25 protein-coding genes are annotated in these 22,805 nt (G+C 63.4%); 13 read left to right on the forward strand and 12 right to left on the reverse strand.

Translation table 11 applies throughout. The features are described from left to right. The first annotated feature begins 80 nt into the window (after window positions 1–80). The gene (cycA, locus tag I6F20_RS13690) at window positions 81–476 is read left to right on the forward strand and encodes a cytochrome c-550 CycA (RefSeq protein WP_225126541.1); all 396 of its coding nucleotides are present in this window, start codon (window positions 81–83) and stop codon (window positions 474–476) included. A 119-nt stretch (window positions 477–595) separates the two neighbouring features. On the opposite strand, the gene I6F20_RS13695 is transcribed toward cycA, so the two are convergent. After that, window positions 596–1,552 carry an alpha/beta fold hydrolase gene (locus I6F20_RS13695; protein WP_225126543.1) on the reverse strand — a complete coding sequence of 319 codons (957 nt, stop codon included), beginning with the start codon at window positions 1,550–1,552 and terminating at the stop codon, window positions 596–598. Window positions 1,553–1,879: 327 nt separating this feature from the next. Between I6F20_RS13695 and I6F20_RS13700 the strand changes: the two genes are divergently transcribed. Then, the gene (locus tag I6F20_RS13700; RefSeq protein WP_225126545.1) at window positions 1,880–2,062 is read left to right on the forward strand and encodes a hypothetical protein; all 183 of its coding nucleotides are present in this window, start codon (window positions 1,880–1,882) and stop codon (window positions 2,060–2,062) included. A gap of 7 nt (window positions 2,063–2,069) precedes the next feature. Here the strand turns inward: I6F20_RS13700 and I6F20_RS13705 are convergent, their stop codons facing one another. From I6F20_RS13705 to ykgO, 3 genes are all read right to left on the reverse strand, one after another. Further along, complete coding sequence (locus tag I6F20_RS13705; RefSeq protein ID WP_225126547.1) at window positions 2,070–2,330, reverse strand: hypothetical protein; 261 nt, start codon at window positions 2,328–2,330, stop codon at window positions 2,070–2,072. A 124-nt stretch (window positions 2,331–2,454) separates the two neighbouring features. Then, on the reverse strand, window positions 2,455–3,090 hold the full coding sequence (locus I6F20_RS13710; RefSeq protein ID WP_225126549.1) for a tetratricopeptide repeat protein: 636 nt from the start codon (window positions 3,088–3,090) through the stop codon (window positions 2,455–2,457). Between the two features lie 115 nt (window positions 3,091–3,205). Then, a complete protein-coding gene (gene ykgO, locus I6F20_RS13715) occupies window positions 3,206–3,331 on the reverse strand; it encodes a type B 50S ribosomal protein L36 (protein ID WP_006611362.1) in 126 nt (41 codons plus the stop codon). A 342-nt stretch (window positions 3,332–3,673) separates the two neighbouring features. On the opposite strand from ykgO, the gene I6F20_RS13720 reads away from it, so the two are divergent. Together I6F20_RS13720 and I6F20_RS13725 are read left to right on the forward strand one after the other, a co-directional pair. Continuing rightward, window positions 3,674–4,558 (forward strand): amidohydrolase family protein, encoded by an 885-nt coding sequence (locus I6F20_RS13720; RefSeq protein ID WP_036021159.1) that lies wholly within the window; start codon window positions 3,674–3,676, stop codon window positions 4,556–4,558. 399 nt (window positions 4,559–4,957) lie between these two features. Further along, window positions 4,958–7,489 (forward strand): NAD-dependent epimerase/dehydratase family protein, encoded by a 2,532-nt coding sequence (locus I6F20_RS13725; RefSeq protein WP_225126551.1) that lies wholly within the window; start codon window positions 4,958–4,960, stop codon window positions 7,487–7,489. Window positions 7,490–7,900: 411 nt separating this feature from the next. Here I6F20_RS13725 and I6F20_RS13730 read toward each other — a convergent pair whose 3' ends face one another. After that, the gene (locus I6F20_RS13730; RefSeq protein ID WP_225126554.1) at window positions 7,901–8,635 is read right to left on the reverse strand and encodes an SDR family NAD(P)-dependent oxidoreductase; all 735 of its coding nucleotides are present in this window, start codon (window positions 8,633–8,635) and stop codon (window positions 7,901–7,903) included. Between the two features lie 160 nt (window positions 8,636–8,795). On the opposite strand from I6F20_RS13730, the gene I6F20_RS13735 reads away from it, so the two are divergent. Beyond that, the gene (locus tag I6F20_RS13735; RefSeq protein WP_035997446.1) at window positions 8,796–9,167 is read left to right on the forward strand and encodes a winged helix-turn-helix transcriptional regulator; all 372 of its coding nucleotides are present in this window, start codon (window positions 8,796–8,798) and stop codon (window positions 9,165–9,167) included. Window positions 9,168–9,288: 121 nt separating this feature from the next. After that, complete coding sequence (locus I6F20_RS13740) at window positions 9,289–9,855, forward strand: tetratricopeptide repeat protein (protein WP_225126555.1); 567 nt, start codon at window positions 9,289–9,291, stop codon at window positions 9,853–9,855. Window positions 9,856–10,113: 258 nt separating this feature from the next. On the opposite strand, the gene I6F20_RS13745 is transcribed toward I6F20_RS13740, so the two are convergent. Then, entirely contained in the window at window positions 10,114–10,347 is a 234-nt protein-coding gene (locus I6F20_RS13745) for a DUF7336 domain-containing protein (protein WP_035997430.1), read from the reverse strand. Window positions 10,348–11,147: 800 nt separating this feature from the next. Between I6F20_RS13745 and I6F20_RS13750 the strand changes: the two genes are divergently transcribed. After that, on the forward strand, window positions 11,148–11,879 hold the full coding sequence (locus I6F20_RS13750; RefSeq protein WP_225126556.1) for a haloacid dehalogenase type II: 732 nt from the start codon (window positions 11,148–11,150) through the stop codon (window positions 11,877–11,879). 39 nt (window positions 11,880–11,918) lie between these two features. Continuing rightward, the gene (locus I6F20_RS13755; RefSeq protein ID WP_035997420.1) at window positions 11,919–12,386 is read left to right on the forward strand and encodes a YbaK/EbsC family protein; all 468 of its coding nucleotides are present in this window, start codon (window positions 11,919–11,921) and stop codon (window positions 12,384–12,386) included. A gap of 6 nt (window positions 12,387–12,392) precedes the next feature. On the opposite strand, the gene I6F20_RS13760 is transcribed toward I6F20_RS13755, so the two are convergent. Beyond that, window positions 12,393–12,731: a hypothetical protein gene (locus I6F20_RS13760; protein ID WP_035997417.1), complete on the reverse strand. Its 339-nt coding sequence runs from the start codon at window positions 12,729–12,731 to the stop codon at window positions 12,393–12,395. A 252-nt stretch (window positions 12,732–12,983) separates the two neighbouring features. On the opposite strand from I6F20_RS13760, the gene I6F20_RS13765 reads away from it, so the two are divergent. Continuing rightward, the gene (locus I6F20_RS13765; protein ID WP_225126558.1) at window positions 12,984–15,599 is read left to right on the forward strand and encodes an autotransporter outer membrane beta-barrel domain-containing protein; all 2,616 of its coding nucleotides are present in this window, start codon (window positions 12,984–12,986) and stop codon (window positions 15,597–15,599) included. Between the two features lie 6 nt (window positions 15,600–15,605). Here the strand turns inward: I6F20_RS13765 and I6F20_RS13770 are convergent, their stop codons facing one another. Then, entirely contained in the window at window positions 15,606–16,595 is a 990-nt protein-coding gene (locus tag I6F20_RS13770; RefSeq protein WP_225126560.1) for a Bug family tripartite tricarboxylate transporter substrate binding protein, read from the reverse strand. A 134-nt stretch (window positions 16,596–16,729) separates the two neighbouring features. Further along, the gene (locus I6F20_RS13775; RefSeq protein WP_146207665.1) at window positions 16,730–17,575 is read right to left on the reverse strand and encodes a hypothetical protein; all 846 of its coding nucleotides are present in this window, start codon (window positions 17,573–17,575) and stop codon (window positions 16,730–16,732) included. Between the two features lie 255 nt (window positions 17,576–17,830). Here I6F20_RS13775 and I6F20_RS13780 point away from each other — a divergent pair, with 255 nt between their 5' ends. Beyond that, window positions 17,831–18,088, forward strand: a complete 258-nt coding sequence (locus I6F20_RS13780; protein WP_036021169.1) for a hypothetical protein — start codon at window positions 17,831–17,833, stop codon at window positions 18,086–18,088. Between the two features lie 114 nt (window positions 18,089–18,202). On the opposite strand, the gene I6F20_RS13785 is transcribed toward I6F20_RS13780, so the two are convergent. Further along, entirely contained in the window at window positions 18,203–19,138 is a 936-nt protein-coding gene (locus tag I6F20_RS13785) for a LysR family transcriptional regulator (protein WP_035997402.1), read from the reverse strand. Window positions 19,139–19,253: 115 nt separating this feature from the next. On the opposite strand from I6F20_RS13785, the gene I6F20_RS13790 reads away from it, so the two are divergent. Together I6F20_RS13790 and wrbA are read left to right on the forward strand one after the other, a co-directional pair. Beyond that, the gene (locus tag I6F20_RS13790; RefSeq protein ID WP_225126563.1) at window positions 19,254–19,952 is read left to right on the forward strand and encodes a pirin family protein; all 699 of its coding nucleotides are present in this window, start codon (window positions 19,254–19,256) and stop codon (window positions 19,950–19,952) included. A gap of 45 nt (window positions 19,953–19,997) precedes the next feature. Beyond that, the gene (gene wrbA, locus I6F20_RS13795; protein ID WP_057028278.1) at window positions 19,998–20,597 is read left to right on the forward strand and encodes an NAD(P)H:quinone oxidoreductase; all 600 of its coding nucleotides are present in this window, start codon (window positions 19,998–20,000) and stop codon (window positions 20,595–20,597) included. A 66-nt stretch (window positions 20,598–20,663) separates the two neighbouring features. Here wrbA and I6F20_RS13800 read toward each other — a convergent pair whose 3' ends face one another. Continuing rightward, a complete protein-coding gene (locus tag I6F20_RS13800; RefSeq protein ID WP_225126564.1) occupies window positions 20,664–21,548 on the reverse strand; it encodes a protein-L-isoaspartate O-methyltransferase family protein in 885 nt (294 codons plus the stop codon). Window positions 21,549–21,650: 102 nt separating this feature from the next. Next, a complete protein-coding gene (locus I6F20_RS13805) occupies window positions 21,651–22,127 on the reverse strand; it encodes an Lrp/AsnC family transcriptional regulator (protein WP_036021132.1) in 477 nt (158 codons plus the stop codon). Window positions 22,128–22,248: 121 nt separating this feature from the next. On the opposite strand from I6F20_RS13805, the gene I6F20_RS13810 reads away from it, so the two are divergent. Continuing rightward, window positions 22,249–22,788 (forward strand): RBBP9/YdeN family alpha/beta hydrolase, encoded by a 540-nt coding sequence (locus tag I6F20_RS13810; protein ID WP_225126565.1) that lies wholly within the window; start codon window positions 22,249–22,251, stop codon window positions 22,786–22,788. Window positions 22,789–22,805 lie beyond the last annotated feature (17 nt).

Below are 22,805 nucleotides of genomic sequence, written 5' to 3' on the forward strand. Positions count from 1 at the left end.
TTCGCGGCTTGTCCACTTGCACCGGACCTGCCAAAACCACGACCCTCCATCTGACCCGGGAAGAGACGAAGAGCACACTTATGACAAAACTGACTTTCGGCGCGGTGACAATCCTCACCGTCATTGCCACCGCATCCGCCGCGATGGCGCAGGATGTCGCGGCCGGCAAGACATCGTTCAACAAGTGCCTGGCCTGCCACGCGATCGGCGAAGGCGCCAAGAACAAGGTTGGCCCGGAGCTCAACGGCCTCAACGGCCGCAAGTCGGGCGCGGTTGAGGGCTATAGCTACACGGACGCCAACAAGAATTCCGGCATCACCTGGGACGAGGCCACGTTCAAGGAATACATCAAGGATCCCAAGGCCAAGATCCCCGGCACCAAGATGGCGTTCGCCGGCATCAAGAACGAGACCGAGATCAACAATCTCTGGGCCTTCCTTGCCCAATACGACAAGGACGGGAAGATCAAGCAGTAAGCGCGCACGAGGCGGACGCTAGAGCTTCGGTTCTGATCGGACCAGAATCGAAGCTCTGGCTTTCTTGTTCTGACGCGTTTCTTCGCGCGAACCGGTTTCCACTTTGCTCGAAAAATGCTTTAGTCGGCGACCGCCTGCGCCGGGGCGATGTTTGCGATCATCGTCTCGATCTCCGCCTTCACGAGATCCGGCACGGCGTTCTGCACCATGTGGCCGAGATCGGGCAGCACGATCAGCTTTGCATTCGACACAGCCGCGGCGAACGGACCCGCGTGGATATTGGTTCTCACCGTCTTGTCGGGCTCGCCGGCGATGATCGTAACAGGCGCCGTGATCGCGCCATAGCTCGCGACTTGCGCGGCGACCGACTCCTTCAGCGTCACCAGATCATAAGCATTGGCGATGAACTCGCGCGGGCGCAGCAAGAGCGGTGTCGCGGAGTCCTGCACGAAACCATCCGGCATGATCTGCGGCAGGAACACGTTGCGGGCCCCGGCTTCGGTGATGAAATAGCCGAGCGGCAGCGTGATGGTGTAGGCGAGCAGCGGGCCGATCACAGGCGTTGCGATGATCTCGTTGTAGCGCCCGACACCGCCGCGCCAGGGATGCGTGACGGGCGCGAGCATCACGAGACCTGCAACGCGGCGCGGGTGATCGAGCGCGATCCGCGCGCCGAGGGCCCCGCTCCAGGAATGCACCACGAAGACCGCACGAGCGATTCCGAGCTTGCCGAGCGCCTCGTCGATCATGCGCGCCTGGATCTGCGGCGTGGAGTCCTGCCGGCTGGCGCGCGTGCTCCAGCCATGGCCGGGGCGGTCGATCAGAATCACGCGATGATCCCGGGCGAGGAGATCGCCCAGCGGCCGCCGCATCGCTTCGAGGTTGGAGCTCGCGCCGTGCAGCATCACGATCGGCGGGGCGGCCTCGCGCGGGCCGATCTCGACGACGTGGAGCGCGGCGCCATCGACGTCGATCATGCGGCCCTGCGGCGGAAAGGCGCGTTGCACGGCGACGATTCCGGCCTGCGTGAGCAGCGCCAGCAGGACCAGCGCCGTCACGACTGACATCACGATCATGGAGAGAATCCGGGTGATCCTGGGCACGGGGCAGTTACGGGTCTGCTCGGCCGGCAGTTTCGCCGTGGGCGGCGCGCGCTTCCACCGAAAATGCTGGGGCTGTGGATATGTGCATAATTGCTGATCGAGAAAACCCAATGAAATCAGGGCTATTCTAACCTAAACGCAAGCTTCGGACCAGCTTCATGCGGGCGTCATCGCAGCTTCCATATAATCGCCATGGTCGGTTCCGCCATCTAGGCGCGGGTGGGCGCCGATCCTCCTCGCAACATCAGGGGATGCGGGAAAGACCGGCAGATTGTCCTGGTTTGAACCGGAGAATTTTCGATGAGCTTCAGATCGAACGATAGTGCAATCGACGAAATCGTCGCGAGCTGCAACGGCGACCTGCGCGGTGCCGTGCGGGCGCTGCTCCTGATCAACGAGCATCTCGAGACCGAGCTGGCAAAGGCCTACGCCGCAGCCGCCGACCGCGGCATGGTCGAGCGCGGCAGCAGCGTGCTGCATTAAGCGCAGACTAGTTCGCCCCCTCCTCCTGCTTTTCTTCCTCGGGCGTGACCGGGGGACAGACGCTGATCGTCGAGCGCGCAAGCTTGGCATCGGCCCTGGACTTGTAGGGACCGTCGCCGAACCAGATGTCGCCGATGATGACCGGATTGCTGGTCACGATGGCGCATTTGCCGGTGGCGCGGTTGCCAACCACCCAGAACAGTCCGTCGGCGAGGCTCACCGTTCCCGACGCGAGCAGCAATGTCGCTGCGACCATCAAACGCTTCATGGCTTTCGCTCCTGCCATGCAGGTAGGCCTATAACAGGCCCCGCAATAGTCCTTGCAACGCCCTGGCTCGGAACGTGGTTAATCCGCGTCGGCCGCGATCGCTCAAGAAATGATCGAGTTATAGCTAGATGTCGCGGCCTTCGACCTTCTCGGTCAGCGCCTTGACCTGGTCGGGGATCTTTTCCAGGTGCGGATTGACGGCCAGCGCCTTGCGGTAGGCCTCGAGCGCGCGCCTCTCATCCCCGACCTCCTGCATGATCATGCCGAGGCCGGCGAGCGCGCCGAAATGGCGGGGCTCCCGGATCAGCACTTGCTGAATGTCCGCGAGCGAGCGGCCATAATCGTTCTGCATGTAATAGAGCGTCGCACGCCGGTTCCAGGCTTCGATGTAATCGGGCCTGAGCTTGATGATCGAATCCAGCAGCTTGATCGCGACATCGATCTTCTTCGCGTCGACGGCGGTCTTGGCGCGTGACATCAGAAGCGCGGCGGTGTCGCTCGGGGTCTGCAGCCAGATCGCCCAGATCCGCGCCTCGACATGCTTGGCGCTGGCCTCGTCGGGCGCGGCCTTCAGCGCGCCGAACAGGAAATCGAGATTCTTGCTGCGGTCGACCTTCGGCAGCTTTGACGGCGCCTCGGGCAGCTTCTTCTGCTTGCCGGGCGGCTCGACCTGCTGGGCCAGGGCGGCCGGCGCAAGGCCGGCGGTTCCCAGCACGAGGGCCAGACACAGGGTGCGCGCGAAACGGATTCTCACTGCCATGGTGAAAGTCTAAACGCGTAAAGCCGCCCTTGCAAAGCAAAGGCGGCGTCAAACTCGTGTGAGACCGTGGTCTTGCGGGGCACGCAGCGGCGCCCGGCGGGATCGGCTGCTCAGATCAGCCCTGGCGCGCCTTGAAGCGGCGCTGCACCTTGTTGATCACATAGACCCGGCCCTTGCGGCGGACCAAGCGGTTGGCGCGATGGCGACCGCGCAGCGATTTCAGCGAGTTACGGACCTTCATGGCAGAATCCTGAACGTTCGAAAGGCCGTGTTCGGCACTACCGTTTCGGCACGCGCGAATGTGGCAAAATGAGGTTTTTCCCGCTGGCGGACCGACCGCCCGGGACGGAGCGGTTCTTAAGGCATGGCGGGAGGTCATGTCAATGTTAACTGCCCGGCTCCCAACGAGCAAAAGCGCGAAAACAACCCCATGCACAGTAGAAGCGGCCGGATCGGCCCGATCCGGCGCATTGGAGGTCAGGCCCGGCAAAGACTTTAGCCGCCTGCGCTTTCGCCGCCACCAGCGCCTTGCCAAATTCGTTATATCCTATAATCAATTCGGCAACCCGTCGGGAGGACACCCATGCCGAAGCTGAAGCTGCCTGATATCGACAAAGTCGTCGCCATCGACATCCACACCCATGCCGAGGAGCCCTGCGGCACCCATCCCGACGACGGCTACGACGATTTCCAGGCGCAGATGGCGGAGTATTTCAAGTCGCCGCACAAGCATCCGCCGACCGTGCCGGAGACCGCGGCCTATTACCGCTCCAAGAACATCGCTGCGGTGATCTTCCCGGTCGATGCCGAGCGCGAGACCGGCTTCCGCCGCTACAAGAACGAGGAGATGCTGGAGATCGCCTCCGAGCATCTCGACGTGCTCATCCCCTTCGTCTCGATCGACCCGCACAAGGGCAAGCTCGGGGCCCGCGAGGCGCGCAAGCTGATCGAGGAATACGGCGTACGCGGCTTCAAATTCCATCCGACCATGCAGGGCTTCTACGCCAACGACCGCATGGCCTATCCGCTCTACGAAGAGATCAACAATGGCGGCGCGATCGCGCTGTTCCACACCGGCCAGACCGGCGTCGGCTCCGGCATGCCCGGCGGCATGGGCATGCGGCTGAAATATTCCAACCCGATGTACATGGACGATGTCGCGGCCGATTTCCCCGACCTCAAGATCATTCTCGCCCACCCATCCTTCCCCTGGCAGGAAGAGGCGCTCTCGGTCGCGACCCACAAGCCGAACGTCTACATCGACCTGTCGGGCTGGTCGCCAAAGTATTTCCCACCGATCCTGGTGCGCTACATCAACTCGATTCTCCAGGACAAGATGCTGTTCGGCTCGGACTGGCCGGTGATCACGCCGGACCGCTGGCTGTCCGATTTCGCCAAGATCGAGATCCGCGACGAAATCCGGCCGAAGGTGTTGAAGGCGAACGCGCGCAAGCTGCTGGGGATCTAGACGATCCGCTTCCATGAAACCGGCATGCAACTAGGTTTGGCCACGGGGTACATCTCGGCTGGCGTAGCCTAGCGTATCCCTTCCATCTCTGGTCCGGATTCGGACGGCGCGTAGAGTACCTCGAACACGACGCGCGCCGCCTGCTCCGGATCCTCTGGGTACGTCAGAGCGACCGACATCGTACCCACAGTTCTCTCAGGCTGGCGGCCGGGCCGCGGTCCACATCGACCTCACGACGTTGTGTGATTCCACCCGATTCAAGCTTGGGCGGCTCACCAGCGGCGTCGAAGTAGGTGGTGGGGCGCGTGATACTCCGGCGATCCAGGACGCAAAAGCAGGTTGGAGGGAAACTTTCGGGTACCCGGGTCGTTCGCTAAGACACGTTGAGCAGCGAATGCCATGTCTCGCCCCACCGTCCTGATCACCGGCAGCAGCGGCTTTCTCGGCCAGGCGATCGCGCGCGGCTTGATGGATCGTTACCAGGTCATCGGCCTCGATGTCAGCCGCCCTAAGAAGCCGTTGTCCGGCATCGAGACGATTGAGATCGACCTCACCTCGGATGCAATCGTGGCGAAGGCGCTGGACCAGGTTCGTGCGCGAACAGGCCGTCGGATCGCCTCGGTCATTCACCTTGCCGCCTATTACGACACGACCGGCGAGGACAACCCGAGATACGATGCCGTCACCGTTCAGGGAACGCGCCGACTGCTGGCGGCCCTTCAGGCATTCGACACGGAGCAGTTCGTCTTCTCGAGCACGCTGCTCGTGCATGCTCCTAGCTCGGCAAAGGGAAGAAAGATCGATGAAGATTCGCCGATCGAACCAGCTTGGGCCTATCCGCAGTCAAAGGCGGAGACCGAGACCCTGATCCTGAACGAGCATGGCAACATCAAGGTCGCGATCCTGAGGCTTGCAGGTGTCTATGACGAGGATTGCCGTGCGGCATTCATCGCGCAGCAGATCGCCCGCATCTTCGAGCGCTTGCCGACCGCTTATCTCTTCACCGGCGACATCACCACTGGCCAGCCCTATCTCCACAAGAACGACCTCGTCGAGGCCGTGGTACGCGTGGTCGATCGACGCAATGATCTTGCTGATGAAACGACACTGCTCATTGGCGAAGAGGAAACGCCGAGTTACGACGAGATGCAGAGGCGGATTGGCCAGCTTGTGCATGGGGAGAGATGGCGGACGATGTCCCTCCCGAAAGAGATGACGAAGCTCGGCACTTGGATGCAGGAGAAGGTTCTCGATCAGGATACCGACATCAAGTCGTGGATGATCGAGAATGCCGACGACCATTATGAGATCGATACTTCGCGAGCGAGGAGCCTCTTGGGGTGGAAACCCCGACACAGTCTGACCGCCACGCTGCCCGAAATGATCCGGCGGCTTAAGGTCGACCCGACGGACTGGTACGAGACGAACAAACTTCATCCTGCGACGGTCGCCGCTTCCGAACCCGAGCTCGACCAGGCCGCGGAGAGACTGCGGCAATCGGTGGAGCCTTCGAAAGATGAGGTTGAGGCCGAGACGGAACGGCATCGGGCGCGCACGCTCTGGGCGCCGCTGACCAATGCAGCGATTGGACTGTGGCTCGTCGCCTCGCCTGTCACGCTTGGTCTCTTCGATCCATCCGCGGCGCCAATTCCACCGGCGCTGGGACATGAGATCGCTTCGCCCGAGACACGTGACGGCAGGCTCGGCATCAGCGAGATCGTGTCCGGCATTCTTGTCGTCGCGTTCGCACTCATCGGCATGCGTCGGCGCTGGCGCTGGTTGCAGTGGCTCACCGCTGCCGTCGGCATATGGGTCATGTTCGCACCTCTCGTGTTCTGGACCACGAGCGCTGGAGCCTACGCCACCGATACGCTTGCTGGCATGCTGATCGTGACGCTCGCGGTGATGGTTCCCCCAACACCGGGCATCAGCCGCCAAGCCCTCGCCGCCGACGATGATCGCCCCCTCGGCTGGACCTACTCGCCATCCACATTCAGCCAGCGCCTCCACATCATTGCTCTGGCCTTTGTCGGCCTGTTCGTCTCGCGCTATCTCGCCGCCTATCAACTCGGTCATATCGACGGGTTGTGGGATCCTTTCTTCGGCCCAGGTGATGCAGCGGTCGCCAATGGCAGCGAGGCGGTGGTGACCTCCTGGGTCTCGAAGGGCTTTCCGGTCGCCGATGCCGGGTTTGGCGCCTTCGCCTACGCGCTAGATGCCCTGGCAGGCGCGATCGGCGACCGTCGCCGCTGGCGCACAATGCCATGGATGGTGATTCTGTTCGGCCTACTGGTTATCCCGCTCGGGCTCGTGAGCGTCAGCTTCATCATTATCCAGCCCCCTTTGATCGGTGCACTGTGTACGCTCTGCATCATCCAGGCCGCGATCACGATAGTGCTCATCCCCTATTCGATAGATGAGGTACTGGCGAGCTGTCAGTATCTTTGGGGCGCGAAGCAGGCGGGCCAGCCGTTCTGGCGCACTTTCTGGCGCGGTGGCCCGGCGCTCTCCGAGAAGCAGGCGCCGACGCCCGATCTCGACCGCCCGTTATCGGCGGTGCTGCGCGACATAGTCACCGGCGGCGTCAATTTTCCCTGGACGCTGGTCGCGAGCTCTTTCCTTGGAATGCTGCTGATGATCACGCCGCTTGCCTTCGGCACGAGCCCGATCCTCTACTTCAGCGACCATATCACCGGCTGCCTTGTCATCCTCGTCGCCGTTACGGCGATGGCGGAGGTGGCGCGTGCCGCGCGGTTCGCCAACGTCGCGCTCGGAGCATGGGTGGCAATCTCCCCCTTTGTCCTCGACGGCGCCACGACAACGGCGACGATAGCCAACGTTGCAACCGGTGTCCTCCTCATCGGGCTGAGCCTGCCACGCGGCACCCGTAGCGCCGCCCATTACGGCGGATGGGACCACGCAATAGTATGATGCAACGGCGGGCTCTGCGTGGGCGCCACCGAAGATGATAGGGGGAGCTTTCTCATGACGCATCTGATCGGACAGCGGCATCACGTATGGCTCGCCGAGTGCTTGATCGCTGCAACAACAGAGGTGCCCTCTCTCCCGCAGGCTTGCGGGAGCGAGTCGGGAGAGGGTGCTTCCGCAATGGGACAATCCCCAAGAGGACAAAGCCCTCACCCGGCGCCATAGCCGATGCGAAGCATCGGCGTCTTAGAGAACGGCGGCCAGAGGCCGCCTATGCCTCTCCGCAAGCGGGAGAGGTGAACGAGCCCCACCGATCAATTCAACCTAAAGCCATTTCGCTCTAATCGTATCCTCATCGCAGCGCATGAGGGCTTCGATCCCATTGACCAAAGCCCTCGCACTCAGACGAAGGCTTCAGACTTGAGCCAAGCCTCCATCGACAAAGACCTCGCCGCCGGTCATGTAGCTGCTGTCCGAGGACGCCAGGAATGCGGCCACCGCGCCGGTCTCGCTGGGGTCGCCGACGCGCCCGATGGGCGTGGCGCTGCCGAGTGCATCGAAGGCTTCCTCGCCCACGACCTCCAGCGCCAGCTCCGTCTTGGTCGGCCCCGGCGACAGCACGTTGACGCGGATGCCCGTGCCGCGCAGGTCCAGCGCCCAGCTGCGCGCCAGATTGCGGATTGCGGCCTTGGTCGCGCTGTAGATGCTGAACTGCGGCGTCCCCATCACGCCCGTGCTCGAGCCGGTCAGGATGATCGACGATCCCCTGCGCATCAACGGCAGGGCTTTCTGCACGGTGAACACCAGCCCCTTCACGTTGACATCGAAGATCTGATCATAGTGCTCGGGCGTGATCTGGCCGAGCGGCGCAAACGCGCCGGTCCCGGCATTGGCGAACAGAACGTCGACATTGCCGCGTTCGGCTTTCACCGTCGCATACAGTCGGTCGAGGTCGGACAGATCGGTGACCGAGCCCCTGACGGCACGCGCCGAGGACCCCAGCTGCGCGAGCGCAGCATCGAGCGGCTCCTGCCGTCGCCCGAAGAGATAGACGAATGCGCCTTCATCGACGAACCGTTTGGCGGCTCCGAGCCCGATGCCCGTTCCGCCGCCCGTCACCACCGCCGTCTTGCCTTGTAGTCTGCTCATGATGTGCTCCTTCATTGAGGTTGCACTGAGCTGGCGGCGTACCCACCTATCGACAAGTATGCACCTTTTGGTAAGTGCCCAAAAAATGTCGTCAGATCGTTCAGACCTCATCTCCCCACCGGCGCAAGCCCAAGCAGACGTCCAACGTTGCACGCCGAATCTGCCCGGCTTCACCTGCGGCCTGGATGCGACCTTGCGGGTCGTCTCGGGCAAGTGGAAGCCGCTGATCCTGTACTTCGTCGCCCAGGACGGACCGACCCGTTACGGCGAGCTCCGGCGCGCCATACGCGACGTCAGCGACAAGGTGCTGATCCAGCAGCTCAAGGAGCTGGAGGCCGATGGCCTGGTGAAGCGGACCGACTACAAGGAGGTGCCGCCGCGGGTGGACTATAGCCTCACGCCGCTGGGCCAGAGCCTCGCCGAAGCGCTGGTGCCGCTCTGCACGTGGGGCACCGAGCACATGGCGGAGGTCAGCCGGGTCTTCGCCGAGCGGGCGACCTGGCCGCGGCCAGGACGTCAGTCGACTGGCTAGCTCGCGCTACTCGTCGTCCGAAGTCTGCTCCGCCCCTGATAGCAGCGCGTTGCCGCAACTCGACTTGCGTCCGACTTGGGCCAACAAATGACATGCGAAGGCCACGCTATCCAGCTTCGCAATGGCGAATGGCCTCTACTCGCTTGACGATTGTTTAACCGAAATCCGCGTTAACGTTGCAGTGCTCCATGGGGCCTTGCTGCCGATTGAGTTACCATCGGCAAGAGCGTCTTTCAGCCCGGAGAAGCAAATGAAAGTGGGTTTAGAGCTAAGGCGGGTCCTGCGCGGGATTGCTTTCCTGTCCGTGCTCTGGCCCTTCTGTTCTGCGGCAATTGCGTCTGACGCCGAGACTTACCAGACGGCTGCTGCCGTTGCCGTAAGCAAGCTGGACTTTGACCGAGCCATTCAAATCTACTCCAAAGGGCTCGAGCAGCCATTCAGTCTCAAGGACCGGGCGGAGCTGCTGCTGATGAGGGGTGTAACCGCTCAGCTGGCAAAAAGATGGGACCAAGCCGAAGCCGATTTTACCGCGGTCGTCGAAATGGTCGGCTCTACCGACCAGCGCGCTTATGCGCCGAGAACGGTTGTAGGGAATGCCGCATTGAGGAAAGATTGCGGCAACTGGACAAAGCGATCTAGCAAGCAAATTCCGACGATCCAAAGGACAATCTCAAAAAGTGAAATTTGACGTCCACCTGTTCGAAATGCAGCGATCCGAGCAGAAGGCACTGCCGCCAAAATGGTGAGAGCAGTGATCCGACCCACATATTCCCAGAGAAGCCAACTTGCCGCTTGATGTTGATGCAGCCGCATAACTTGCGACGCAACTAGCGCTATAAGGGCGAGGACGAACCACCAAATCAACGGGCGCGTATCGGAGCGATTGCTCTCACGCTCTTTAGGCACGACGAAAGAGTGCTCTTCCATGCTCGATGAGATATTCGCTTTACGTTTTCACGGAGACGAATCCTTCGCTCCACGCGTCCTTGTCGATTTCCATCTCGCTGACTTGGAAATTATCGGGATAGTCGCGAAAGCCCTCAAAGCGCAGCTTGCGCAGTCTTGCTGCATCTGCTTCGGCCGCGCTGCTATAGACCCCGACGAGTTTATCTTCGGTATCATTCTCATCCAGAGCATCTTCGCGCGGATAGCTATGCCAGAGCAGGAAAACTGTGCGCATTTGTGTAAGGGCCATAACCGCGTGATTGCTTACGTCAGTTCGTCCAACCACCGCTGAGCCAATTTCGGCTCACCCGGAGTGTTTGAAAGGCGAGAGCCCATCTGCAGGAACCGCTCGTGGAGCTGGAAGGGTTCAATGCCGCACTTGTGGCGCAGGCGCTCGATTTTGGAGCCTAATTCAAGGAGCTCCTCCCGTGCGGGGTCGCGCAAACCAACTCGTTCGTACGAGCCGAAGAGTCCCCACTGTCCCTTAGCGCACCCCTGTAGTGCCGACAGAAGCAACTCCCTGTACGAAGCTTCAAGGGCCGCGAGCTGTCGTTCATACGAGGGTCTCATCGGCTCGAATAGGTTCTCGGGTCAAAGAATGCAGCGAGAGCGGAGACGACAGCGACAACGGCCAAGAACAGTACCGTGGTAGGATCGATGAACAGATACAAGACTGCCAGTATTCCGGCGACGGTCAGAGCTGGTCCAATGAGCGCAGGGTGCGTCTTAAGCCAGTTGATCACACTGTGGCGGACCTGAGGGACGTAGGCCGTAGCCGCGAGGAGAGCGACAAGTACAACAAGCCATTTCGGCATGGGACGAAGCGCCTTATTTGCCCTGCAACTACAATAGCTAAGCACGTCTGCATGAAGAATAGAGTTCAAATTATAGCGACTACCCCGCAATGTCTGTCTTGGGTCACAAGCTGCCGATCACACCTGCAGTGGCAGACGTCCGCTTTGCTCTGGTAAGCTGACGAATTATACGCACGCCCCAATCGGAGTTCTTGTGACCACAACCCCGGAAGGACAGCCGATGCCCATCAAAGCCGTCGTCTTCGACGCCTATGGCACGCTCTATGACATCCAGTCGGTCGCTGACGTCACTGAGGATGCGTTTCCCGGCTACGGCGAGATCATCACGCAGGTCTGGCGCATCAAGCAGCTTGAATACACCTGGCTGCGCTCGCTGATGCAAGCTTACCAGGATTTTGACGCGGTCACGCGCGACTCGCTCGCCTATACGCTGCGTGTGCTCGGACTCGCCTATGAGAGCGAGGCATTCGAGCGCGTCATCGAGAAATATCTGCATCTCGATCTCTATCCGGATGCGGCCGAAACGCTCGCGGCCCTGAGACCGCGCAAGCTCGCCATCCTCTCCAACGGCAGCCCGGACATGCTCAATGCGCTGGTACGCAATTCCGGGCTCGACCGCCTGCTCGATGCCACCATCAGCGTCGACGCGAAAAAGATCTTCAAGCCGAGCCCACAGGCCTATGAGCTGATCGGCGAGGTGCTCGGCACCGCGCCTGATGAGGTTCTGTTCGTCTCCTCCAATCCCTGGGACGCCGCCGGGGCAAAATCGTTCGGACTGAAGGTTGCCTGGATCGAGCGGGTGACGCCCGAAGCGATGGCGCTGGCTTGCGTCGAGAACGAACTCGTGGCACCGCTCACCATGTTCAAGGCGATCCGCACCCAGATGGACGAGCTCGGCTTTGCGCCGGATCATCGCGTCCGCGCCCTCTCCGAGCTGCCGGGAATCGCTTAGGGGTCGTCGCCCGCTGTAAGATTGGATGAGCTGCCCGGAATGAGCCTGGAATCCGTTCGCGCCTTCTTCGCCGAGAAAGCCCCCGACATTTCCGTCATCGAATCCCCGATCAGCTCCGCGACCGTGGCGCTGGCGGCCGAAGCCTATGGCGTCGAACCCGGAATGATCGCCAAGACGCTGTCGTTGCGGATCGGCGAGCGCGTGATCCTGATCGTCGCGGCCGGCACCTCGCGCATGGACAACAAGAAGGTGAAGGCGCAGTTCGGCGGCAAGCCGAAGATGCTGGGTCTGGAGGAAGTCGCCGACATCACCGGACACGAGGTCGGCGGCGTCTGCCCGTTCGGCCTGAAGTCGCCGCTGCCGATCTATTGCGACATCTCGCTGAAGGCATTCGACGTCGTGGTGCCGGCTGCCGGCTCGACCCATAGCGCGGTGCGCATCACACCGGAGCGGATGGCCGAGCTGACCGCGGCTGAATGGGTCGACGTCTGCGAGCACAGGCCCTGAGCGGCGCTATTCGTCCTCGTCGTAAGGCCGCTGTGGAGGCGGCGGAGCAATGTAGCGTGGTGGCGGTGCGGCCCGGCCGCGCGGAACCTGTTGCTGCGGCGGCATCTGGTTGCTGGACTGGAACACCGCACGGCAGCCGCTCGAAAGCTGTGGCGTATTCTGCTGCAAGCAGGCCACGATGCGGTTCACGTCGGGAATCTGATCGCTGCACAGGCGCCACACATCAGGTGTGCAGGCCATCTGCTGTTCCATCGTGCCGCGGTATTCCTGCGCGGATGCAGCGCTGTGCGCCATGATGCCGCCGACCGCAAGCGCCACACCTAGCGCGATCCGCTCTGTTCGCATGTCCAGATCCTTCCCAAGTCTCTCGAATTCTCTTCAATCAATGAGACGCGAGCTTGTTCTGGACCAACAACAAAATGTGAAAAGCGCGACTGGAACCATGGCAGCTCCCGCTGACGCCTTGGTCCGTGGCGCCCCAGCAACAGGGCAGAAGCAAACCGGCCTCTTGCGCCTTTCGCCATAAGGCATTTCGCCTGACGCCAAGAATCATCACGGCGCTCCCGCTAGCAATGGGCTGCAATGAGGGGAATGTCGATGCCGACTGCAAGACCGGTCTGTGCGCAAAACGTCGCCACGGCCGCAATCTTTCGCCGCAAGCTGCTGGTCACCACCGCGCTGGCGCCCCTCGTGCTGGCCTTCCTGGTCCTGACGTCCAGGCCGGCGCGCGCCGCCTGCACCGTGGCCGGCACCGGCACGATCGGCGCACTCAATTCGGGCGATGTCGCAACCTGCACCGGCCTCGGCAACACCGATCACATCAACGCCACCGGCGGCACCAACGTCACCGTCAATGTCGGCGACGGCACCACGACATCGCTGCTGCCCGGCGCCGGCATACCTGCGATCGTTTTCGACGCCACCATCGCCTCGCATGTCACCGTCAACAATCAGGCGACAGTCTCGACCTCCAGCGGAGCGGTTCTGCTCTCCAACGGATCGACCCACAACAATGTGACGGTCGCCGCCGGTGCGATCGCGGAGGGTACGGGCAACGCCGAAGCAGCCATCGTCATCGACAATTCGAACGACAACCTCCTCAACATTCGCGGGACGGCCGTCGGCACCGGAGAAAACACGACGGGACTGCGGATCAGCGGGACGTCGAGCGGCAATGTCGTCCTCGTCTATGACAGCGGATCGATCGGCGGCGGCCATACCGGCGTGCAATTCATCGCCGGCGGCAATTCGCTCGTCAATGGCGGCACGATCTCCGGCGGCTTCTTCCTCGCCATCCAGGGCTCTTCCGGCAGCGACACCATCTTCAACGCCGGCACCATCTCGGGCGGCGGCAGCGGAGCGATCGAGCTGAATGGCGGCGATGATCAGCTCGGCCTCGCGCCGGGCGCGACGATCACCGGGAATGTTCGCGGCGGGAGCGGTACCGATACGCTGAACTTCGGCAGCATTGGCAGCGCCATGTTCGACCTCGGCAATCTCGGCCCCGGCCTGCAATATGACGAGTTCGAGCAACTGAAGAAGAACGGCAACTCCGTCTGGACGCTGACCGGCACCACCGCCTTCAACGGCGCGACGACAGTGGACGCGGGCGGCCTGGTCGTGAACGGCACATTGCCCTCGGTCGTCACGATCAATGGCGGCTATCTCGGCGGCACCGGCACCGTCGGCGGACTCGTCGTCAACAATGGCGGCATGGTCGCGCCCGGCAATTCGATCGGGACGCTCAACGTCAACGGCAACGTCGCCTTCAATGCCGGCTCGACCTTCCAGGTCGAGATCAACCCCGGCGGCCAGTCCCACAGGATCGCAGCGACCGGGACCGCCACGCTCAACGGCGGTACGGTGCAGATCGTGCCGCTCGGCGCAGGCTTTATCGCCAACACGCAATACACCATCCTCACGGCGGCGGGCGGCGTCAGCGGCACGTTCGCCGCGCTCACGAGCTCTAGCAGCCCGCTAGTCACAGGGCAGCTCAGCTATGACGCCAACAACGTCTACTTCCTGCTGCAGCAGATCGGCGGCTTCGGAACGTTGTCGGGGCTGACGCCGAACCAGGCCGCGGTGGCCGGCGCACTCGACCAGGTACAGCTCGGCGGCGCATCGGGACCGCTGGCCACTGCGATCAACACACTCGCCGCGCTCAATACGCCAGGCATCAAGGCCGGCCTCGACGACCTGGCCGGTCAAATCCACGCCGATGGACGCCGCTTCGTTGCGGATCAGGCCGACATGTTCCAGAGCTTCATGTGGAATGCCGGGACGCAGTCGCGCGGCGAGACCGTTCGGATGACCGCGTCCGCCTACGCGCCGGAGCCCAGGGACCCGATCGGCAAGGCGTTGAACCGCCGCCGCGCGGCGCCGATGCAGAGCGTCTGGTTTGGCGGCTATGGTAATTGGGACAAGGTGGCCGCGAGCGACATTGCCTTCGGAACCAACACGACCATCGCCGGCGCCGCGCTCGGTGCCGACCTCTGGCACATGCCGGGCTTTACGGCAGGCCTCGCGGTCGGCGCATCGACCGGCCAACTGCGAATGACCGGCCGCGCCGACCGTATCGAGGCCAATGCCGGGCATGCCGGCGTCTACGCGCGCGGCGAAGCCGGCGGCTTCAATCTCGCATCGGCGATCAGCTATTCCTTTGCGGCGCTCGACTCCTCGCGCACGATCGCGTTCCTCGGCGAGACGGCAACTGCCGCCTCGCGTGCAAACACCTTTGCCGCTTCGCTGGGCATCTCGCGGCCGTTCCAGACCGGATGGGGTCTTGTCGCCGAGCCCTTTGCCAAGGCTGATTGGTACGCGACACGCCAGGGCAGTTTTTCAGAGGCAGGTGCGCCGGGGGTCAATCAGCTGGTGCGAGGCGGCAGTTTCGACCTCGGCTATGGCACGGCCGGCCTGCGCGGCAGCCAGCGCATGATGATGCCGAATGGCCACGCGGCACAGTTCGGCGCGACCATTGCCGTTCGTCATGAGTTTACCGGCAGCGCGGCAACCACGACGGCGGCGCTGGAGGGCGCACCCGGCATTCCGTTCGCGATCACCGGCGTCGAGCGCGCGCGCACGGTGGCGCTTGCCGGCGCCGAAATCCGGTGGGACCTGACGACCGCGACATCGTTCAAGGCCTCGTACGAGGGCGCGTTCGCGCCGGGATACGACCGTCACACGCTGCGCGGCCTGGTCCGCAGCGAATTCTGAACGGCCCTACTCCACCTTGCCGATCTTCTTCACCGCCGCGATCAGCCGCTTGCTGTCGGTCGCGACGAACTCAGAGAAGGCCGGCGCGTCCTGATAGGCGACGAGGCTGCCCGAGGTCTCGAATGCCTTGAGCACATCAGGGCTCGTCATCACTTGCGTCATCGCCTCGCGCAGGCGGATCGCGATCGGCGCAGGGAGAGCGCTCTGCGCGAACAGCCCGGCCCAGATGTAAAACTCGACATCCTTGTAGCCGAGCTCCTGGAAGGTCGGCACATCAGGGAAGCTCGCGATGCGCTGCGCGCCGCAATTGCCGAGCACGCGCAGCTTGCCATCGTCGACCTGCGGTTTCAGCGTGCCGGGTGCGGCGGCGATCGCCTGCACGGTGCCGCCGAGGATCGCAGTCAGCGCAGGACCTGCGCCGCGGAACGGCACGTGCAGCAGCTTGATGCCGGCGCTGCTCGCGAACATCTCCATGGCCACATGCAGCGTGCCGTACGGCCCGGACGAGCCATAGGCGATCTGGCCCGGCCGCTTCTTCGCATCCTCGACGAAATCCTGCGCGGTTCTCCAGGGCGCCGAGGCCGGCACCGCGAGCAGCGTGGGATCGGCGAGCACGCGCGCGATCGGCATGAACTGCGAGACCTCGTAGGCGACGGGTCGGTCGAACAGCCGGTCGGCCTCGGGGAGCACCGCGAGCGAGGACAGCGTCATCAGCAGCGTGTAACCGTCGGGCTCGGCACGCGCGGCCGCGGCATTGCCGACCGATCCGCCGCCGCCTCCCGCCCGGTTGTCGACGATCACAGGCTTGCCGAGGATCCGCTCCAATGCCGTCGCGACCGGTCGCGCAGCGAGATCGGCCTGTCCGCCGGCCGGGAACGGAACGATCATGGTGATGTTGCGCGAGGGGTAAAGAGCTTGGGCAAAGCTTGATCGAGAGCAAGCGGCCTGTGCTAGGGGCAGCACGGCAGCGGCCTTCAGAAGTTCGCGGCGGTTCATTGGTGGGTACCTCCCCGATTGTTTTCGTGATTGGGAGGCAGCCTAACCGGAATGGATTGTGTTGCGATAGCCGTGCGCTTGCACCCTCCCCGGCGGGGCCTGGAGGGGGCGGCCGGTTGGCCGCATCTCCCCAACTACTGCGACTGCAACAGGGTGGGCAGGCTCTTGTCGAGGACGTTGCCGAGCAGTTGCCGCGTCGACGCGCGCATCACTGGATTGTTGGCGGCTTCCGGCGGTTCTGGCCACTGCGCCCAATCGATACGCAGCGTCGGCGGCCCGGTCATAAAGTTGCTTCCGCTGATCGAGCCTTCGCCGCTCTTCAGAATATCGAAGCTTTGCCCGTCATGAACGTAGATCCGTATGACCGCGTAGATGTCGGCGATGTCGTACAGCGGGCTGACCTTCATGACACCGATGCCGAAGAATCCACCCTGGCGTATTCCCTTGATCACGACGACATAGCGTTTGCATCCGGCCTGACCGGCAACTTGGCGGACGATGGCGCCGGCCTTGTCGCTGCGAACGAACATGCCAAGCCCGGGATCGTAGGAACTGAATGCGGATCTATCGGCAGCGATCCTGCGGACGACAAAACCAGAGCCGACCGCGGCCCTCACACGTTCGACAACGAGGTCATCGAGCCCGAAACCGTCGACCGGAACCTCCTTGTTCTCGTTGCCGAACACGGTCACGCCGATCTTCTTCACGATGAAGCGATCGCCCAGCAGCGATATCACGCCGACGCACGGTCCTGCAGCTTGCGGCGTGGACTGCGAAGCAGGTGCCGGCTTGGGAGGCGCGTTCTTTGCCGGCTTGGCAACCGTCGCCGGCTGGTTGGTTTGCGCCTGCGCGGGGCCGGCCAGGCACAGTGCGAAGAGGAAGAGGCAAATAAGACGAAGCATCATGTAGCGGTCGTCGGGTTGTTGAGAAACGGGAAGCAGGAAACAGAACGCGGCGCGGGTATAGACAACAAAGTTCATGACCGCAACGCGAGGGCCCTAGCGTTTCTTCAACTTGGCAAACTGCCTGGGCAAAAACTCCGTCAGCGGCAATGCCGCAGCCGCACGCAAGAGACCGCGTCGATCCATGATTTGCCCTCGCCTGATTTTCTTGTTTCGCTGCCAGGCTAACGCGCCAGGCGGCAAGAACAAGACGTTTACGAACCGTTAGCCATATCGGGCTCCTTCAGGAACGCATGTCCGGGCCCGCTGTTGCCTTCCCAGGGAGAGTGGATGATGCGGAATCTGGCGACTATCGACGTTGCGCTGGACGAGATGCTGGTGAATCTCGCAGCGATCGTGTTGCGGCTTTCGACGCCCGAATTGACGGGAACGCCGGAAGCGCGGCGCGCGCTGGCGCGATCCGTCCATCAATATGGTGTGTGTGCGGCGCGGTCGAGCGACCCACGCGTTCACGAATTGAAGGCGCAATTGGAGGGGACGCTGAAGCCAAGCCTGCGCGTCGTCGCGATCCATGGCGTGAAGGTGTCGTAGTTCGTCATTGCGAGGAGCTCTTGCGACGAAGCAATCCAGAATCTCTCCGAGGAGACATGCTGGATTGCTTCGCTGCGCTCGCAATGACGGAGAGCGTTGAAGCCGCGCGCGCTCCTACGACGCTTTGCTTTTCCCGCGCGGCCGCCGCTTGCATGTGCCCGGCAGCTTCGCTGCCAGGAAATCGGCGAGCGCTTCGACGCGCGCGGGGCGGGGGCCGCCGGGCGGGGTAACGAGGTGCACGGCGCCTTCGGCCTGCTTCCAGTCCTTCAGGATGACTTCGACCTCGCCCGACGAGATCGCCTCGCCGACGATGAATTCCGGCAGCTCGGCGATGCCGAGCCCCGCGATCAACGCCGGCATCACGGCTTCGCCGTTGTTGACGCGAAGCTGGCCGCCCGGGCGCACGCTGGCCTGCTCGCCGGCCGAATTGGTGTAGTGCCAGGCGTTGGGCGTGGAGAGATAGGCGTAGCTGAAGCATTTGTGCGCGGCGAGATGCATCGGGTGCGTCGGCCGGCCGTGCTTCTTGAGATAGGACGGCGCGGCGACCGTGTAGCGCGGCATGGTGAAGAGCCGCCGCGCGATCAGCGAAGAGTCCGGCAGCCGCGCGATCCGCACCGCCATGTCGAAACCTTCGCCGATCAGGTCGACGGTCGCATCGCTCAAATGCAGATCGACGGAGACTTCCGGATAGGCCTGGAAGAACTCGGGCAGCAGCGGCGCCACCGCCTTGATGCCGAACGTCATGGGGACGGCGAGCCGCACCAGGCCGCGCGGCGCCACCGACTGCGCCAAGGCCTCGTTCTCAGCGGCCTCGCCGTCGGCCAAGAGGCGCGTCGCGCGTTCGGCCAGCTTGTGGCCGGCATCGGTCAGCGCGAGCCGGCGCGAGGTGCGGTTGAACAGCCGCGCGCCGAGCCGCTCCTCCAATCGCGTGACCGCCTTGGACACCGTGGCCTTGGACATCCCAAGCTCGCTCGCAGCCCCCGCAAATGATCGCAGCTCCACGACTTTGGCGAAGATCGCGAGCGCTTCGAAATCTGGAAGTTTTGCCATGGCAGCCGGTCCTGATGGGGCATTTAAGGAAACAATGCGTTTCGACAGTTTCTATTTCTATACCACAGGCGAAGGCTTATCCAACAGGTCAATCCGACATCAAGGAATTGCACAGATGATCGAACTCAGACCTTTCGAAAAGCTCGGCGGCGCCGATCACGGCTGGCTCAAGGCCAAGCATCATTTCTCGTTCGCTGGCCATTACGACCCGAACAACATGGGCCACGGCGCCTTGCGGGTGTGGAATGACGACGAGATCGCGCCGAACACCGGCTTTCCCGCCCATCCCCACGCCAACATGGAGATCATCACCTATGTGCGCGAGGGCGCGATCACCCATCAGGACAGCCTCGGCAACGAGGGCCGCACCGAAGCGGGCGACGTGCAGGTGATGAGCGCCGGCAGCGGCATCCGCCACTCCGAGTACAATCTCGAGCCGACCAGGACGCGGATCTTCCAGATCTGGATCGAGCCGGCGATGCGCGGCGGACAGCCGACCTGGGGCTCGAAGCCGTTTCCGAAGGCAGACCGCTCCGGCAGGCTCGTCACCATCGCGAGCGGCTTTGCGGGCGACACGGACGCACTGCCGATCCGCGCCGATGCCCGGGTGCTCGCCACCACGCTGAAGGCGGGCGAGAGCGCGGAGTATGAGCCGCAGACGTCGCGGCATCTCTACCTGGTGCCGGCGGCAGGCGTTGTCGAGGTCAACGGCGTCCGCGTCAATGCCCGCGACGGCGCCGCGATCCGCGACGAGGCCAAGCTGAAGATCACGGCGCTCGAAGATTCCGAGCTCGTGCTCGTCGACGCGGCGTGACGAACAAGCAACCAATCACCTCACCCAATCCCAACGGAGACCACCATGACCAAAGTTCTCGTCCTCTATTATTCCGCCTATGGCCATATCGAGGCGATGGCCAATGCCGTCGCCGAAGGCGCGCGCGAGGCCGGCGCGACCGTTGACATCAAGCGCGTGCCCGAGCTGGTGCCGGCCGAGGTCGCGAAAGCCTCTTACTACAAGCTCGACCAGGCCGCGCCGGTCGCCAAGATCGAGGACCTCGCCAATTACGACGCGATCATCGTCGGCACCGGCACCCGTTTCGGCCGCATGGCCTCGCAGATGGCGAACTTCCTCGACCAGGCCGGCGGGCTCTGGGCCAAGGGCGCGCTGCACGGCAAGGTCGGCGGTGCCTTCACGGCCACCGCGACCCAGCACGGCGGCCAGGAGACCACGCTGTTCTCGATCATCACCAACCTGCTGCATTTCGGCATGGTCGTGGTCGGCATGAACTACGGCTTTGCCGGCCAGATGAAGCTCGACGAGGTCACGGGCGGTGCGCCCTATGGCGCCACCACGATCACCGGCGGCGACGGCAGCCGCCAGCCCAGCGCCAACGAGCTTGCCGGCGCGCGTTATCAGGGCCGCCAGATCGCGGAGACCGCCAAAAAGCTGCATGGCTGATGCAACCCGGGCGGCATTCTCAGTCGGGGAATGCCGCCCCAATCCGGAATTGGGATACGGTCACCGCTAAATCTGCGTGATGTCGGCGTGAGGCCGAACCGGCTCCGTCGGTAGAGGTGCGGGCGCCGTCGAAAGCCACCAGCCCTCGCCGGCAAACCAGCATGTCTCGTCGGGGACGCCCTCTCTCCGCAACGACTGCACCCCTTCCCAACCTTTCGTGAACGCCTCGCCCAATCGCCCGCCGGCCTCGGCATCCTGCAATCCCGCGCAGCCGATGAATTGGGCGCGGCTGAGGAATTTCGCCGGCCAGATCGCACCGTCATCCGGCCGCGTGATCATCAACATGCCGCCGTACATGCCTTCGGGCGCGAGCGGAAACACCAGCCGCCCGCCGGGCCGCAGCGCATCGAGCCATTCCGCCGCCGGCTGCGCCGCGCCCGCGCAGACATAGATCACGTCGGCCTCCGGCAGATCCGCCGCGATGCCCGAGCGTCCGCGCACGTCCACATGGGCGACGTCCTTCAGATTGTCGCGCGCAAGTCCCACCAGACGTTCATCGATCTCATAGGCGTGAACGCGACCGTCGGGACCGACGAGATGCGCGAGAATTGCGGTGTAATAGCCGCTGCCGGCGCCGATCTGGACCACGGTCTCGCCTTCCTTCACGGCGCAGCCATTGAGCCAGTAGGCGTGCGCACCGGGCATTCCGATATTGAGACCGCGCGCCGGGTCCAGCGCCAACAGCGCGTTCTGATAGAGGAAGGCGGGATCATCGTCAGGCGTGACCACATAGGGATGACCGCCGAGACAGATCGACCACGGCCCGGGCCCGGCGAACGGCTCGCGCCTGATGGTCCGAAAGGCCTGTTCGAGGCGAGGGTCTGCAGCCTTCGCAGCACCGCAAATCAACTGCGCATAGAATGCACGATATTTTGCCGAACGGTCTTCCATGTCGCCTCCGCGGAATGGAAGCGACGATAACACAACGAGGACGATCATCGGAAGGCTTGCGCAATCGCGGCCTTTGTGACGGCGCCGTGACGTAGCCACGCCTCAACTCCGTTCCATTTTCTTCCTGACGAGGTCCTTGCCGATCGGCCGCACGGGTTCGCTCCGTAGCACCAGCGAGGTCGTCACAGCACCAAAACCGGCGATGCGATCCACGATGGTCTCGAGATCCTCCGGCGCCGGAACGAGCACCTTGAGCACGAAACAGTCATCGCCCGTGACGCGATGGACTTCGATGATGTGAGGGATTTCGCTGAACCGCTTGAGGCAGGTCTTAATGTGCTCGTGCGAGGTGCGCAGGCGCACCAGCGCCATCAGGCCGAGCCCGAGAGCGCGCGGGTTGATGCGGGCGCCATAGCCCTCGATGATGCCGGCTTCCTCGAGCCGCTTGACGCGTTCGGACACGGCCGGCTGGGACAGCCCGACGGAACGGCCGAGCTCGGACAACGGTACGCGCGCATTGGCCTGCAGCGCCTCGAGGATCTTCAAATCCTTGGCATCGATGCTCCCGAAGCGATCCAAACTCAATTCTCCGTTCCACCTTGAGATCATCGGCAGATGGTCGATTTCGCCGATGACTTGCCATGTGATGCAGGACCGCGATCGGTCACACTGCGGTCAACTCAGATATCACGGGACGTTCATGCACGACATCATCACATTGCCCGGGCTCGGCGGCTCCGGAGATACCCACTGGCAGACGCTATGGGAGCGCGCTGACGCGCGCTTCACGCGATTCCAGCCGGCGAGCTGGGACCAGCCGGAGCTCGACGACTGGGAGCAAGCCCTGGAGCACGTGGTCGCGCGCTGCGCCAGGCCGCCCCTCCTGGTCGCACACAGCCTCGCCTGCCTTTTGGTGGCGCACTGGGCCGCGCGCTTCCCTTCCGCGATTGCGGGCGCCTTTCTGGTCGCCGTGCCCGATCCCGATGGCGGCCATTTTCCCGCGGAGGCCGCAGCGTTCAAGCCGGTCCCCGGCGGCGCGTTGCGCTTTCCCGCGCTGATCATCTCGAGCACGAATGATCCATATGGAGCGCTCGAGGTGACACGGCGGCGGGCGCAGGACTGGCAGTCCGGCCTGATCGTGCCGGGCGCGCTCGGCCACATCAATGCCGCGAGCGGGCTCGGCGACTGGCCGCAAGGACGCGCGTTGCTGGATGCTTTCCGGGCGGGCCTTCCGAGGTGATGGCGAAACAGACGGCG

Source organism: Bradyrhizobium sp. IC3123, assembly GCF_020193625.1.
GTDB lineage: Bacteria > Pseudomonadota > Alphaproteobacteria > Rhizobiales > Xanthobacteraceae > Bradyrhizobium > Bradyrhizobium yuanmingense.

Excerpts from the sequence above, each read along its gene's own strand:
- I6F20_RS13775 (WP_146207665.1), bottom strand. The coding sequence starts at position 17,575 with ATGAACTTTGTTGTCTATACCCGCGCCGCGTTCTGTTTCCTGCTTCCC.
- I6F20_RS13770 (WP_225126560.1), bottom strand. The coding sequence starts at position 16,595 with ATGAACCGCCGCGAACTTCTGAAGGCCGCTGCCGTGCTGCCCCTAGCA.
- I6F20_RS13750 (WP_225126556.1), top strand. The coding sequence starts at position 11,148 with ATGCCCATCAAAGCCGTCGTCTTCGACGCCTATGGCACGCTCTATGAC.
- I6F20_RS13755 (WP_035997420.1), top strand. The coding sequence starts at position 11,919 with ATGAGCCTGGAATCCGTTCGCGCCTTCTTCGCCGAGAAAGCCCCCGAC.
- I6F20_RS13785 (WP_035997402.1), bottom strand. The coding sequence starts at position 19,138 with ATGGCAAAACTTCCAGATTTCGAAGCGCTCGCGATCTTCGCCAAAGTC.
- I6F20_RS13720 (WP_036021159.1), top strand. The coding sequence starts at position 3,674 with ATGCCGAAGCTGAAGCTGCCTGATATCGACAAAGTCGTCGCCATCGAC.
- I6F20_RS13780 (WP_036021169.1), top strand. The coding sequence starts at position 17,831 with ATGCGGAATCTGGCGACTATCGACGTTGCGCTGGACGAGATGCTGGTG.
- I6F20_RS13800 (WP_225126564.1), bottom strand. The coding sequence starts at position 21,548 with ATGGAAGACCGTTCGGCAAAATATCGTGCATTCTATGCGCAGTTGATT.
- I6F20_RS13705 (WP_225126547.1), bottom strand. The coding sequence starts at position 2,330 with ATGAAGCGTTTGATGGTCGCAGCGACATTGCTGCTCGCGTCGGGAACG.
- I6F20_RS13700 (WP_225126545.1), top strand. The coding sequence starts at position 1,880 with ATGAGCTTCAGATCGAACGATAGTGCAATCGACGAAATCGTCGCGAGC.
- I6F20_RS13725 (WP_225126551.1), top strand. The coding sequence starts at position 4,958 with ATGTCTCGCCCCACCGTCCTGATCACCGGCAGCAGCGGCTTTCTCGGC.
- I6F20_RS13695 (WP_225126543.1), bottom strand. The coding sequence starts at position 1,552 with ATGATCGTGATGTCAGTCGTGACGGCGCTGGTCCTGCTGGCGCTGCTC.
- I6F20_RS13730 (WP_225126554.1), bottom strand. The coding sequence starts at position 8,635 with ATGAGCAGACTACAAGGCAAGACGGCGGTGGTGACGGGCGGCGGAACG.
- I6F20_RS13790 (WP_225126563.1), top strand. The coding sequence starts at position 19,254 with ATGATCGAACTCAGACCTTTCGAAAAGCTCGGCGGCGCCGATCACGGC.
- I6F20_RS13745 (WP_035997430.1), bottom strand. The coding sequence starts at position 10,347 with ATGCGCACAGTTTTCCTGCTCTGGCATAGCTATCCGCGCGAAGATGCT.
- I6F20_RS13810 (WP_225126565.1), top strand. The coding sequence starts at position 22,249 with ATGCACGACATCATCACATTGCCCGGGCTCGGCGGCTCCGGAGATACC.
- wrbA (WP_057028278.1), top strand. The coding sequence starts at position 19,998 with ATGACCAAAGTTCTCGTCCTCTATTATTCCGCCTATGGCCATATCGAG.
- I6F20_RS13710 (WP_225126549.1), bottom strand. The coding sequence starts at position 3,090 with ATGGCAGTGAGAATCCGTTTCGCGCGCACCCTGTGTCTGGCCCTCGTG.
- cycA (WP_225126541.1), top strand. The coding sequence starts at position 81 with ATGACAAAACTGACTTTCGGCGCGGTGACAATCCTCACCGTCATTGCC.
- ykgO (WP_006611362.1), bottom strand. The coding sequence starts at position 3,331 with ATGAAGGTCCGTAACTCGCTGAAATCGCTGCGCGGTCGCCATCGCGCC.
- I6F20_RS13740 (WP_225126555.1), top strand. The coding sequence starts at position 9,289 with ATGGCGAATGGCCTCTACTCGCTTGACGATTGTTTAACCGAAATCCGC.
- I6F20_RS13765 (WP_225126558.1), top strand. The coding sequence starts at position 12,984 with ATGCCGACTGCAAGACCGGTCTGTGCGCAAAACGTCGCCACGGCCGCA.
- I6F20_RS13760 (WP_035997417.1), bottom strand. The coding sequence starts at position 12,731 with ATGCGAACAGAGCGGATCGCGCTAGGTGTGGCGCTTGCGGTCGGCGGC.